Source organism: Bacillus sp. DTU_2020_1000418_1_SI_GHA_SEK_038 (assembly GCF_032341175.1).
Taxonomy (GTDB): Bacteria; Bacillota; Bacilli; order Bacillales; family Cytobacillaceae; genus Cytobacillus.
The window spans coordinates 1,960,535-1,974,697 of sequence record NZ_CP135435.1 but is presented as its reverse complement, the minus strand read 5'-3'; the positions used below and the strand labels follow the sequence as shown (position 1 = coordinate 1,974,697).

General features: G+C 38.6%; 11 protein-coding genes. All 11 read right to left on the bottom strand.

From position 1 onward, the window contains the following. Nucleotides 1-2: 2 nt before the first annotated feature. Nucleotides 3-2,603 carry a DNA mismatch repair protein MutS gene (gene mutS, locus RRV45_RS09785; RefSeq protein ID WP_315668990.1) on the bottom strand — a complete coding sequence of 867 codons (2,601 nt, stop codon included), beginning with the start codon at nucleotides 2,601-2,603 and terminating at the stop codon, nucleotides 3-5. A gap of 183 nt (nucleotides 2,604-2,786) precedes the next feature. Beyond that, nucleotides 2,787-3,413 carry a LysE family translocator gene (locus RRV45_RS09780; protein ID WP_315668624.1) on the bottom strand — a complete coding sequence of 209 codons (627 nt, stop codon included), beginning with the start codon at nucleotides 3,411-3,413 and terminating at the stop codon, nucleotides 2,787-2,789. A 110-nt stretch (nucleotides 3,414-3,523) separates the two neighbouring features. Then, the gene (locus RRV45_RS09775; protein ID WP_315668623.1) at nucleotides 3,524-4,072 is read right to left on the bottom strand and encodes an outer spore coat protein CotE; all 549 of its coding nucleotides are present in this window, start codon (nucleotides 4,070-4,072) and stop codon (nucleotides 3,524-3,526) included. A 211-nt stretch (nucleotides 4,073-4,283) separates the two neighbouring features. Continuing rightward, nucleotides 4,284-4,715, bottom strand: coding sequence for a RicAFT regulatory complex protein RicA family protein (locus tag RRV45_RS09770; RefSeq protein WP_315668621.1), 432 nt, complete (start codon nucleotides 4,713-4,715; stop codon nucleotides 4,284-4,286). A gap of 1 nt (nucleotide 4,716) precedes the next feature. Continuing rightward, on the bottom strand, nucleotides 4,717-6,261 hold the full coding sequence (miaB, locus tag RRV45_RS09765) for a tRNA (N6-isopentenyl adenosine(37)-C2)-methylthiotransferase MiaB (RefSeq protein WP_315668620.1): 1,545 nt from the start codon (nucleotides 6,259-6,261) through the stop codon (nucleotides 4,717-4,719). Between the two features lie 499 nt (nucleotides 6,262-6,760). Then, on the bottom strand, nucleotides 6,761-7,627 hold the full coding sequence (locus tag RRV45_RS09760) for a 2-oxoacid:ferredoxin oxidoreductase subunit beta (RefSeq protein WP_315668619.1): 867 nt from the start codon (nucleotides 7,625-7,627) through the stop codon (nucleotides 6,761-6,763). Further along, a complete protein-coding gene (locus RRV45_RS09755; RefSeq protein WP_315668618.1) occupies nucleotides 7,628-9,361 on the bottom strand; it encodes a 2-oxoacid:acceptor oxidoreductase subunit alpha in 1,734 nt (577 codons plus the stop codon). A 335-nt stretch (nucleotides 9,362-9,696) separates the two neighbouring features. Continuing rightward, on the bottom strand, nucleotides 9,697-9,957 hold the full coding sequence (spoVS, locus tag RRV45_RS09750) for a stage V sporulation protein SpoVS (protein WP_009791522.1): 261 nt from the start codon (nucleotides 9,955-9,957) through the stop codon (nucleotides 9,697-9,699). 238 nt (nucleotides 9,958-10,195) lie between these two features. After that, complete coding sequence (locus tag RRV45_RS09745) at nucleotides 10,196-10,993, bottom strand: TIGR00282 family metallophosphoesterase (RefSeq protein ID WP_315668617.1); 798 nt, start codon at nucleotides 10,991-10,993, stop codon at nucleotides 10,196-10,198. 131 nt (nucleotides 10,994-11,124) lie between these two features. Next, the gene (rny, locus tag RRV45_RS09740; RefSeq protein WP_315668988.1) at nucleotides 11,125-12,690 is read right to left on the bottom strand and encodes a ribonuclease Y; all 1,566 of its coding nucleotides are present in this window, start codon (nucleotides 12,688-12,690) and stop codon (nucleotides 11,125-11,127) included. Nucleotides 12,691-13,005: 315 nt separating this feature from the next. Next, nucleotides 13,006-14,043 carry a recombinase RecA gene (gene recA, locus RRV45_RS09735; protein WP_315668615.1) on the bottom strand — a complete coding sequence of 346 codons (1,038 nt, stop codon included), beginning with the start codon at nucleotides 14,041-14,043 and terminating at the stop codon, nucleotides 13,006-13,008. Nucleotides 14,044-14,163: the final 120 nt, after the last annotated feature.

Here is a 14,163-nt window from a genome sequence, read left to right as displayed (position 1 = left end):
CCTTAAATTTTTAGCTTTTTGTGAAGTTCATAAAGGGTATTTAATGCTTGCATTGGTGTCATATCTAGAATATCTAGTGATTTTACTTTTTCCAGAACCTGTTTTTCCTTTGAATTGACAGGGTTTTCTTTTACTAATATGGGCTCGTCAAAGAATGATAGCTGGGAATCGGACTCTGCAGATGTTTGTAATTCTTTTTTTGGCGGTACGGCAGCATGTACTGGTACCTTCTGCTCAAAGCCCGTTAAGATCTCGTTTGCTCTATGAATTAGTTCTTCAGGCAATTCAGCAAGCTGTGCTACATGAATACCATAGCTTTTATCCGCTGCTCCTTCTTTAATCTTATGAAGGAAAACAACTTTCCCATCTTGTTCCACGGCACTTACATGCACATTTTTTAATTTTTCAAGACTTTCTTCCAAGACTGTTAATTCATGATAATGAGTAGAAAATAACGTTTTCGCACCAATTCGATCATGGATATACTCTATCATCGCTTGAGCTAACGCCATTCCATCATATGTGGATGTTCCGCGTCCGATTTCATCAAAGAGAATAAGACTGTTTTGCGTTGCATGGATGATGGCATTTTTCGCTTCAAGCATTTCAACCATAAAGGTACTTTGACCCGAGATTAAATCATCCGCTGCACCAATTCTTGTAAAAACTTGATCAAAAATAGGTAAAACCGCCTCTGAGGCTGGTACATAACAGCCAATTTGCGCCAGAATTGCTGTTAGGGCAATTTGTCTCATATAAGTACTTTTACCTGACATATTAGGACCTGTGATTAAGAACATTTCACTTTCAGCATCCATATAACAATCATTTGGTACATAGCTTTGCGCATTCATCACTTTTTCAACGACTGGATGTCTGCCATCCTTGATTAAGACTCTGTTTTCCTTAGAAAACATTGGCTTCACATAATGTCTCTCTTCACTCACTGTTGCAAAGCATTGAAGAACATCAAGCTCACTAATTAATTTTGCTAACGCCTGAAGTCTAGGAATAAATCCCTTTATATGCTCACGAAGATTTAAGAAAAGCTCATATTCCAGCTCTACGCTTTTTTCCTCTGCCTGCAGAATCAGTGCCTCTTTTTCTTTTAGCTCTGGCGTAATAAACCTTTCTGCGTTTGTTAACGTTTGTTTCCTCTCGTATTGACCTTCTTTTAATAAGTGAAGATTAGCTCTAGTCACCTCAATATAGTAGCCAAAAACGCGATTATAACCCACCTTAAGAGATTTAATTCCCGTCTTCTCCCGCTCCTGTTTCTCTAGCTGAGCAATCCACGTTTTCCCATTTCGGGTAGCATCACGGAACTTATCAAGTTCATCGTTATACCCATCCTTTATCATATTCCCGTCTTTAACTGAAAGCGGGGGGTTTTCTGCAATTGCCCTATCAAGCAGATCAACAATCTCCTCACAAGGATCGAGACCATTAGAGAAATGCTGTGCCTCTGAACTGGAAAGATTCAATAACAGGTCCTTTATTCCAGGAATTTGCAGTAAAGAACGTCTGAGCTGGAGTAAATCCCGAGCATTCACATTTCCGAAGGCAACCCTTCCGGCAAGCCGTTCAAGGTCATAGACCTCCTTTAGCTTCTCCCTTAGTTCTTCCCTTTCAAAGTATGAGGTTTTAAATGTTTCAACTAGATTCTGGCGGCGAATAATTTCCTGCTCATTCACAAGCGGACGATCGATCCATTGTTTTAATAATCTGCCGCCCATGGCTGTCTGTGTTTCATCTAGAAGCCATAGCAAAGATCCCTTTTTCCCTTTGGAACGTATCGTTTCAGTTAGCTCTAGATTCCGCTTTGAGAAATAATCGATTTTCATATACTGATGTGTTCGATAGATTGTAACTTTCTGAAGATGGTCCAAGCTTCTCTTTTGTGTTCGATATAGATAGTTAAACAGTCTGGAAACGGTTTGGTGAAACTTGTCCTGATTAATTTCTTCAAGTAAATGTTGGTAATGATCCTTTTGAATATGATCGTCTTCAATGGAAAAGGTCATTTCTGTCCGTTCTTTCATTTTCTGCTGCCATTCCTCGTTAAAGCCGGAAGAAATAACAACTTCCTTCGCACCTAAAAGTGAAATTTCATTTAACACTTCATCAAAGCCAGAAGTCAAAAGGGTAACCTTCGTTTCTCCAGTAGAAAGATCATTAAAGGCAAATCCGAAAGAACTATCATCAAAATGTGAAATAGAAGCTAAATAATTATTTTCTTTTTCATGAAGGCCTTTGCCCTCCATCATCGTCCCGGGGGTAATCAGCTGAACGACCTCTCTTTTCACCACACCCTTTGCTTGTTTCGGGTCTTCCGTTTGCTCACAAATCGCTACTTTATACCCCTTCTCTATTAATTGTTCAACATAGCCAGGAGCAGAATGATAGGGTACACCGCACATCGGAATCCGCTCCTCCGTGCCCCCCTCCCTGCTCGTTAACGTTATTTCGAGTTCCTGTGAAGCTTTTATTGCATCCTCAAAAAACATCTCATAAAAATCGCCAAGGCGAAAAAATAAAAAGGCATCTTTGTAATCTGCCTTTACACTTAAGTATTGCTGTATCATAGGCGTATAACCAGCCATAGTATCCTCCATAGTAACATTTATATCAATATGATTATTTTTCTCAGCAGCTTCGGCTGAAAATGATATCCTCATTATAACATAATCATCTAAAATGAATGTTCTGACAAAAATAATAATGCAGCAACCCTTTTGAAAGATCGCTGCATTTACTAGAAACATAGATACTAAGAACATGACAAATTAGTTTTTTTCCAAAGCAAGCTTTATGCCAAAAAGTATAAGAATGCCTCCTGTTAACCCCTCTACCGCCTTCATAGTAGAAGGCTTTTTCATAAATTCACTAATATAATTGATTAAGTATATATAGAAAATAAACCATAGCAGTGTTAAGACTGTATAGGTTAAGCCCAAAGCTAAAAATTCAAAAAAAGCATTATCCCCTTTACCTGCAAATTGAGGCAAAAAAGTCAAAAAGAATACAGCAACCTTAGGATTTAGAAGATTAGTTAGGAAACCCTGACGGTAGTAAGATGCATTTTTATATTTTTCAGCTTGATTTAAATCTTGACTTGTCTGAGGATGCTTTTTCAGAATATATAGGATTGATTTACAGCCAAGATAGATTAAATAAATGGCACCAACATATTTTAAAATTGAAAATAGAAAAGCTGACTTTACAATTAGAGCAGACAAACCAAATACAGCTGCTAGGGTATGAATGAGCAGAGCAGTAAGAGTTCCAAATGTAGTTTTCATTCCTGCAGCTTTTCGTTTTGAAATTGTATTTCTAGTAATAATGGCTGTATCAGGCCCTGGCAAAATAATTAGCATTATACACATAAAGACAAAAAGCCAATAATTCTCCATTTGTTCTACCTCCTTTTAAATTTTTATTCATTATATAACAAGTTTGAATATTTAAACATATATTCTTTTTAAAAAAAGAAAAACTAGGAGCAAAACCTCCTAGTTAACTTTTATTCCTCTTCATCTCCAACTAAGAAATCTGGATTTAAATCTTCAAACTCTTCGTCTTCGACGTCCAGTCCCCATGCATCGTCATCTTCACAATCGCATTTTCCTTGATGGATAGCAACACAAACCTTTGTTTCACCGATCACTTCAACGAGAAATTCTCTTTCAACATGGACAATGATTCTATTTCCATTTGGTGAAATGACAGCTTCAGTACAGTTAGGCTGCTGTAATACGCGTGCGATTACTTCTTGGTCATCTAAACTATCCGGGTCACGGTATTTAAGTTTTATGACATCTGTATATTCGACACGTTCAGTAACAACTTCTGTTCTTGTATTATTATCAAAGGAATACCAAACGTTAATGTCATATTTGCCGCAAACTTCGACTGTTTTCCCGACCTTTTTCGCATCGTACTTATGGTTTATGATCCAACAGCCTAGAATGCTTGATGGATGATGTTTAGGGCTAATCGTATGATTGGATTGAGTAAATTTACGTCCTTTCGCTACGACCGCCTTGGTTATAATCTCTCTGTATTCTCCCATTGCGAGCGAACCTCCTCATTCATTTTCACTTCATCCTATGCGGGATATTAGACTAGTGTGCGATATTTATTGATGAATGTTTGAGTAAAAGTATTGGCATAATTCATAATATGCTTTTTCTCTAGGAGTGTGCCCACAATAGTAATTCATAAGATTTAACAAAAAAAATAAACCCCTTTCGGAAAATGATCCAAAAGGGGCTCTTGTATTATTAATGATGGTGTGAACAGTCGCTATTTTTAATTTGAGCACCTGTTTCTCCGCTTAGAAGGTCACCGCCAGTTGTCAAAATGATCTCGTCTGTGACAGTATTAGAAATGACTGATGCAACTAGCTGAAGGAGTTCATTTACATCAATTTGTGATTGCTTAAACTCCTGCACGACAGGAATTTCATCCAGCTCGTTCTGTAAGGATTCAATTTTATCCTCAGTCTTTTTTAATGCTTCCATTTTGCCGAAATGCTGCAAATTAACGGCTTGCTTTTGCAAACCTTTAATATTGGAAATTGTTGCCTTAACCTTAGCATTTTCATGAATTTGGGCTTCAGCACGTTTAAAAAAGTCAACCTCTTCCGTTTCTGCAATCATTTGTGCAAGCTCTTTTGCTCTTGCTATAATGTCATCCTTTGTGTATTTCCCCATCTTACTCCACCTCTACCGCATCTAGTTCTTCAACCATTTCTCCGTTTAATGACCAAGTTTTTGCATCTGTGATTTTCACATTAACAATTTTACCAATTGCTGATTTTGGACCAATAAAATTAACTAGCTTATTTTTTCTCGTATAGCCAGCTAACACATCTGGATTATTTTTACTTTCACCTTCCACTAATACCTCTACCGTTTGGCCTTGATACTTCTTCATTGCTTCAGCAGAAAGTTCATTAACTAATGCATTCAAACGCTGTAAACGTTCTTTCTTGACTTCCATTGGAACATTATCCTGCATTTTTGCTGCAGGTGTGCCTTCACGAGGGGAATAGATAAAGGTATAGGCTGCTTCATACCCTACTTCCCGATATAAGGAGAGCGTTTCTTGGAACTGCTCTTCTGTTTCATTCGGATACCCAACAATAATGTCAGTAGTGAATGTTGCATTAGGGATTGCCGCTTTTATTTTTCGAATAAGCTCTAAATAATGCTCTCTTGAGTATTTACGAGCCATGATTTTAAGCACTTCTGTTGAACCAGATTGAACAGGCAAGTGAATATGTTCTACGAGATTTCCGCCTTTTGCCAAGACCTCAATAAGATGGTCATCAAAATCTCGCGGATGACTTGTCGTAAACCGAACACGCGGGATGTCAATTTTACGAATCTCATCCATTAGATCTCCAAGACCGTATTTAATATCTTCAAAGTCTTTCCCGTAAGCATTAACATTTTGTCCAAGCAGGGTAATTTCTTGATAGCCTTGTGCCGCTAATTGTCTAACTTCTTGAATAATGTCCTCTGGTCGGCGGCTTCGCTCTTTCCCCCGTGTAAATGGTACAATACAATAAGTGCAGAACTTATCACAGCCATACATAATATTAACCCAAGCTTTAATATTGCCGCGGCGTACTTTAGGAAGATTTTCGATGACATCTCCCTCTTTTGACCATACTTCAATGACCATTTCTTTTGACATATATGCTTCCTTCAGGATGTTAGGAAGACGGTGAATATTATGTGTTCCGAAAATCATATCGACTTGATTATAGGTTTTAAGAATTTTGTTTACGACAGACTCCTCTTGGGACATACAGCCGCAAACACCTAAAAGCAAGTCAGGTTTTTCTTTTTTCAAATGCTTTAAGTGTCCAAGTTCACCAAACACTTTATTTTCAGCGTTTTCGCGAATGGCACATGTATTTAAGAGAATGACGTTGGCATCTTCCACAGAATCAGTTGGTTCATAGCCAAGCCCCATAAAGATCCCCGCCATGACTTCTGTATCATGTTCATTCATTTGGCAGCCATATGTGCGGATATAGAACTTTCGGCCCTGTCCCATTCCATGAAATTCTTCCGGAATATCAAAATCTTTATGATATTTTACTTCTTCTTTTCCACGTTTTTTGGCATCCTTCAAGGATGGCGTTGTAAACACGGTCTCAAAGTATTTACTATAATCCTTTTCGGATTTTTTGTCCGAAGGATCGGCTGCTTTCACTTGTTGACCTTCAAGTCTTTGCTTTTCATTCATATTTTAATCCCCTTTCTAACATATCCGGGTTTAAGAGAGTTATGTTTTTATCATGTATTTTAATAAGGTTAGGTTGAGCAATGGTAAATTTAAAGCAATTCACATTAGTATAGTATAATGCTTTTAGGCTCTTAAAACAATAGATATACTGATTTGAAGCCATTAACTTCTTCCCAAGATTCTATTATGTAAATGATAAAAACTATTCACAAATATTTATCGCAGATTAACGGGCTGTAAGATCCTTACTGCAAGAAGTTGAGTAAAAACAAAAATTTCTAAAGTGGAGGATCAACAGCCTGTAAAGGCCCGATTGGTTCAACTAACAATCAGTGGGGGATGAAGGCCCCCCCCACTGATTAAAGTTTCACTTTATCTTATAGGAATCTAATTTAATTGTACGTGACTATAATCACGATTTCATGGTCATTTTTTAAAATTTATCTTTTAGCATAAAAAAGAAACCCATGGAGATGGGTTTCTTTTCAGCCAAAACGGCTTAAATAAATTCTTGAATTAATTTATCAAAGTGAGCCTGATCTAAATTAAGGTCAGCTTGAGTTAATGGCTGCTCAGAATAGCCTTTTAATAACTCTTGGTATGATTTACGCTCAGTGTTTTGATAGATAAGGCCTGTTACTAGACCATCATGCTTCATTAATGTTTGCATAGCCAGTTCACGGTTAGAAGAATCATAGCCTTCAACATCGCTAAGCTTTGTTAAGTTCTCTTTAAACCAGTCATATGTGTTCACTTTATTATAAGTTACACATGGGCTGAATACATTAATTAATGAGAAACCATCATGCTTAATACCAGCTTCAATTAACGCTGTTAAATCTTTAAGGTCAGTTGAAAAGCTTTGGGCAACAAATGTTGCGCCAGCTGTTAAAGCCATTTCCATAGGAGCAATAGCTTGTTCAATTGAACCTTCAGGCGTTGATTTTGTTTTAAAGCCTGTTGCAGAACGTGGGGACGTTTGCCCTTTCGTTAATCCATAGATTTGGTTATCCATAACAATATACGTAATATTTACATTACGGCGAATGGCGTGTATCGTATGCCCCATTCCAATAGCAAAGCCATCACCGTCACCACCAGAAGCAATAACTGTTAAATCACGGTTTGCCATTTTAACACCTTGTGCAATTGGCAGGGAACGTCCATGAATTCCATGGAAGCCATATGAATTAATATATCCGGAAATACGTCCAGAACACCCGATACCTGAAATAACTGCTAAATTCTCAGGCTCTAAACCGACATTTGCAGCCGCACGCTGGATAGCCGCTTGTACAGAGAAGTCTCCACAGCCTGGGCACCAGTTTGGTTTTACATTATTTCGAAAATCTTTAAATGTTGCCATTTAGAACAACTCCTTGCAATTTGTGTGAATTTCATGTGGCAAGAATGGATTTCCGTCGTATTTTAACATCTTTTCAATTTTCTCAGCATGTCCGACGTTCATCTTAATAATGTTTGCCAATTGCCCAGTAGCGTTGTTTTCAACAACAGCGATTTTTTTAGCAGATTTTACGAGCGGCAATACTTCATCAGTAGGGAACGGATGAATTAAACGTATTTGTGCATGGTTCACTTTCAAACCATCCTTTTCAAGGCGGCCCATTGCTTCTTCAATAACCCCACGAGTTGAGTTAAAGCCAATGATTAGTAAGTCAGCTTCTTCATGTGGTGCATTTTTGTAAACAGGTGTATTGAATTTAATGTTTTCGATTTTACGGAAACGTTTATCCATTTGCGCTTTACGATTTACCGCAGATTCAGATGGCTTTCCTGTTTCATCATGCTCAACACCTGTTACATGGTGAATACCATTTTTCATACCTGGAATAACACGTGGTGAAACCCCATCTTCAGTAACTTCGTATCTCTTAAAGTAGCCACCTTCTGCCTCTGGTAATTCTCCAGTTTGAAGCTTTCCACGGCGCACTTCAACTTTATCTAATTCTAGCGGTTCAACTGTTTGTTTCCCTAGAGACAGCTGAAGATCAGAAAGAATAATGACAGGGCATTGATATTCTTCAGCAAGGTTAAACGCTTCTGCTGTATCATAGAACGCTTCTTGTACCGTACTTGGAGCCATTACGATTTTTGGAATTTCTCCATGTGTACCATAAATCATAGACATTAGGTCAGACTGTTCTTGTTTCGTCGGCAGACCTGTTGAAGGACCTCCACGCTGTGTATCAACAATTACAAGTGGAGTTTCAGTCATACCGGATAAACCGATGGCTTCCATTTTCAATGCTAGACCTGGTCCAGCTGAAGCAGTTAGGGAACGCACTCCGCCATAGTTAGCTCCGATTGCCATTGTAACTGCAGCAATTTCATCTTCGGTTTGGATAACAGCTCCGCCTAGAGGTGGAAGCTTCTTAATTAAATATTCCATAATTTCAGACGCTGGTGTAATTGGGTAAGCAGCCATGAAACGGCAACCGCCAGCAAGAGCGCCTAATGCGATCGCATCGTTACCAATCATAAATAAACGCTTTTTGCCATCTGCTTTTTCAAGCTCCATTAATTCTGTTGTGTCGGCAAGGTTTTCCTTCATAAAATCAAAGCCAGCTTTAATGGCTTCCATATTTTTATCAACAACTTGTTGGCCTTTTCGTCCAAATATCTCTTGAACTACTTCTTTAAATACGTTAATATCTAAGTTCAGTACTGCGCAAGTTGCCCCAACAGCAACCATGTTTTTCATTAGGGATGTTCCTAGTTCAGTTGCTAATTCTGTGAAAGGAACAGCATACATAGCCGCATTTGTATCTTCAGGCTTTGTAGGATTGAATTTTGCATCCGCAATAATTACACCTTTATCATGTAATTCCTTATAGTTTAGATCAATTGTCTCTTGGTCAAAAGCTACCAAAATATCTAGATCATCAGAAATGGATCTTACTTGTGTTGTACTTACACGAATTTTATTATTCGTATGTCCGCCCTTTATTCGTGAAGAAAAATGACGGTAACCATACAAATAGTAGCCTAACCGATTTAATGCTATTGAGAATATTTCTCCAGTACTCTCAATACCTTCCCCTTGTTGCCCTCCAACTTTCCATGAAAGTTGATTGATCATGACTTACACCCCTTTGGATACGTTAAAAAAATATATGAAAACGTTTTTTTTAAGCAGAATAGCACTCAATCAAATTCGATATTTACTGTTCTAAAAACCAGTCTAACATTGGATTTTTGAATGGGTACTAAACGCTTTCAATTCTAGACCTAGTTCTTAAAAAAAGCAACCCTTTCAGATCATTTTTGGCGAAAATTTGAATATTTTCTTTTTGAAAACAATATAATAATTAAGTTGATGCCATGTAATCTTTTAAAGCCTTTTTCATCGCAAAAAAAAGACCTGTTTGCATTCACGCAACAGGTCTGCATTCTTCAAAACTACCACATTTCTTTTTACCTTGGTTCTACAATTAATTTAATCGCTGTTCGTTCTTCCCCATCAATCTTAATATCTGTGAATGCCGGGATACAAATCAAATCCACTCCGCTAGGCGCGACAAATCCTCTTGCGATAGCTACTGCTTTAACCGCTTGATTTAGTGCGCCCGCACCAATCGCTTGGATTTCTGCGCCGCCTCTTTCTCGCAAAACACCTGCAAGCGCACCAGCTACAGAATTAGGATTAGATTTTGCTGAAACTTTTAATATTTCCATTCCTAGCTCCTCCTTGTTTTCCCCTCCCGCATGTTCATGACCTTAGCTTCCTACGTGCCTACTTTTGGAAAATGAACATATCAGGTATAGATCATTCCATTGCTACTATATTCATTTCTCAATTCACATATTCCGGCTTGGACAAAATTATAGAATATTCCTTCTTGAATTAACTCCTTTAAATAAAAAATAACTGCATCTCATTTACCATTTTCGGCAAATTGACGCAGTTATTTGTTTAAGAATAAAAAGGATGATCCTCATTAATTAATATCGGAGTCATTTTCTTTGCTTTTCCGGTTTGATTATCTATTTCAATAAGTACAGCACTCAATTGTGTACGCCCTTCTTTCGGAACTTCAAATCTCACAGGCAAGCTTGAGATAAACCTTTTTAACACAGCTTCCCTCTCTACTCCTAATATTCCATCATATGGGCCTGTCATGCCAACATCTGACATAAAAGCTGTTCCATTAGGCAGAATGCGATGATCTGCTGTTTGCACATGTGTATGAGTGCCGATAACGGAGGTAACTCTTCCATCTAAGTACCAGCCCATTGCTTGCTTTTCACTAGTTGCTTCTGCATGAAAGTCGACAAATATAATGGGTGTTCTTTTTCGAGCCTCAAGAACCAGTTCATCTGCTTTGCGAAATGGACAATCTATTGCAGGCAAAAATGTTCTCCCTTGCAAACTGATAACGGCTACTTCGATTGCATTATATTTTAAGTAAACAATTCCTTTGCCCGGATTTCCTTCTGGGAAGTTTGCCGGACGCACCAAATACTTTGCATCGTCAATAAAATCGAATATTTCCTTATTGTCCCAAGTGTGATTACCAAGTGTAACTGCCTGTGCTCCTGCTTCCAAGAAACCACGGTAAATCTTCTCTGTAATTCCTTTGCCGCCTGCAGCATTTTCCCCATTGATAATTGTAATTTGTGGACGGTATTTTCCCTTAAGCTTTGGAACATATTCCTTTATCATATCTCTTCCTAATGAGCCAACAACATCCCCTACAAATAATATGTTCATATATTTGTCCCTTCTTTGCTATATTCTTCTGATTTGCCGCAATAGGCAGTGCATGTTTATATTCCCATTCTTTCTAAAAGTTTATTTATGTATTTTATTTGGAAAAAAATAAAGCGATGCTAAGCACCGCTTTATTTTGCATATTCCACGGCTCGTGTTTCACGAATAACCGTAACTTTTATATGTCCTGGATAATCAAGCTCTTCTTCGATCTTCTTACGAATATCTCTCGCAAGACGATGTGCTTCAAGGTCATCAATTTGTTCTGGTTTTACTAATATCCGAATTTCTCGTCCAGCTTGGATGGCAAAAGACTTTTCAACACCATCATAAGATTCAGAAATCTCTTCCAGCTTTTCAAGACGTCGAATATAATTTTCCAATGTCTCTCTTCTCGCCCCAGGTCTTGCTGCTGAAAGTGCATCAGCTGCAGCTACTAGAACGGCAATAATTGAAGTTGGCTCAGTGTCCCCATGATGTGAAGCAATACTATTAATAACAATTGGGTGCTCTTTGTATTTCGTTGCAAGCTCAACCCCAATTTCAACATGGCTTCCTTCCACTTCATGGTCAATAGCTTTTCCAATGTCATGAAGCAAGCCTGCTCGTCTCGCAAGAACCTCGTCCTGACCTAGTTCTGCTGCAAGTAATCCTGACAATTGTGCTACTTCCATAGAATGCTTTAAAACATTCTGGCCATAGCTTGTCCTGAATTTCAGGCGGCCGAGAATTTTTATAAGATCCGGATGGAGTCCATGTACCCCGACTTCAAATGTTGTCTGCTCGCCAATTTCACGGATATGTTCATCCACTTCACGGCGTGCTTTATCAACCATTTCTTCAATGCGCGCAGGGTGTATACGACCGTCCTGTACGAGCTTGTCTAAAGCTAAACGGGCAGTCTCGCGGCGAATTGGATCAAACCCTGATAAGATGACTGCTTCTGGTGTATCATCAATAATAAGATCAATTCCTGTAAGCGTTTCAAGTGTACGAATATTCCGGCCTTCACGACCGATAATTCGCCCCTTCATTTCATCATTAGGCAGGTTAACTACAGAAACTGTTGTTTCTGCAACATGATCCGCTGCGCATCGTTGGATTGCCAGTGACAAGATATCCTTCGCCTTCTTATCGGCTTCCTCTTTCGCTCTAATCTCGCCCTCTTTAATCATTATAGCGACATCATGAGCCACTTCCTGCTCTACACGCTCTAAAATGATGGACTTAGCCGCTTCACGGGTTAAGCCTGAGATGCGTTCTAGCTCAGCTTGTTGTGTTCGTACCATCTCGTCCACTTTGCTTTCCATCTCTTCAATATGCTGTTGTCTTTTGTTAAGAGAATCGTCCCTCTTCTCTAAAAGTGTTTCACGTTTATCTAACGTTTCATCTTTACGATCAAGATTTTCTTCTTTTTGCAGTAAACGATTTTCTTGTTTTTGAAGCTCATTTCTTCGATCACGAATTTCACGCTCCGCTTCTGTCCGAAGCTTGTGAATCTCATCCTTTGCTTCAAGCAAGGCTTCCTTCTTTAAAGCATCTGCTTCACGCTTGGAGTCTTCCAATATCTGCTCTGCAGAATCCTTGGCTCCTGCGATCTTTGCTTGAGCAATGGACTTACAAACAAAATAGCTAACAACTGCACCGACGAATAGGCCAAGCAAACTGGAGATGATGATTGCTGTTAATAGTTCCATCATTTCACCTCCTCTTGCTATGAACTTTTTGTGTTACGTTTCTAAAGTGTCGGCATGTATATTGTCCCATTCAACATACAGCACAAAGGCTTTTCAACGTTTTCATTCATCATAAAATGTAAAATATACATTTTTAATTGTAAAGGTGTGGAATTTCATTGTCAAGGCTTTGTCTGCTCAGCACTTGTTTATATCGGAATTCACATTCGAGCAACGGCAAATAATATTTAAAAATTTATAATATTTTTTATTTGTGATAAATAGCTATAAAAAAAGCAAAGCCACTTAGTAAACGGCTTTGCCTTTTGAAAAAGACTACTCGACAAGCTGGAATTCCTCTTGCTCATCATCATTTATTGTTTTCACATCATCTAGACCATAATGTTCACGAATTTGCTTTTGAATTTGTAAGCGAATATCAGGGTTTTCCTTTAAGAACTGTTTTGCATTTTCTCGTCCTTGGCCAATTCGCTCTTCATTGTAGGAATACCACGAACCGCTCTTTTGAACAATTTCCAGCTCTGAGCCTATATCAATGATTTCCCCTTCCTTTGAAATTCCTTCTCCATACATAATATCTACTTCAGCTACACGGAATGGAGGAGCAACCTTATTTTTTACGACTTTTATCTTCGTTTTATTACCAACCATCTCAGTGCCTTGCTTTAATTGTTCAGCGCGGCGTACTTCAAGACGGATAGTTGAGTAGAATTTAAGAGCGCGTCCGCCCGGAGTTGTTTCAGGGTTTCCGAACATAACTCCTACTTTTTCACGAATCTGGTTAATAAAGATAGCGATAGTTTTTGACTTATTAATAGCACCTGATAGTTTTCTTAGTGCTTGGGACATTAATCGTGCCTGTAAGCCGATATGGGAGTCGCCCATTTCTCCTTCAATCTCTGCCTTCGGAACTAGTGCAGCAACAGAGTCAATAACAAGAATGTCGACCGCGCCACTTCGAACAAGTGCTTCAGCGATCTCTAATGCCTGCTCACCTGTATCAGGCTGAGAAAGCAGCAATTCATCAATATTTACGCCAAGCTTTTGTGCGTAAACAGGATCAAGTGCATGTTCTGCATCAATAAATGCTGCTTGTCCTCCGGTTGCTTGCACTTCTGCAATAGCATGTAATGCCACTGTTGTTTTACCAGAACTCTCAGGACCGTAAATTTCAATGATCCGCCCTCTAGGGTAACCGCCTACTCCAAGTGCTGCGTCTAATGCTAGTGAACCACTAGGAATAGCAGAAACCCTTCGATCCGTCTGCTCTCCCAGTTTCATAATAGATCCTTTACCAAATTGCTTTTCTATTTGTTTTAATGCCATCTCAAGTGCTGCTTGACGATCGCTCATTTTTCTTCCTCCTTTATCGTAACAAAAACACATTTGTTTATACTAAATCTAAATAACCTATCTTTACTATAACTGTTTTTCATTTGTTTGTCGAGAAAAAATTCGAACATTCATTCGGGT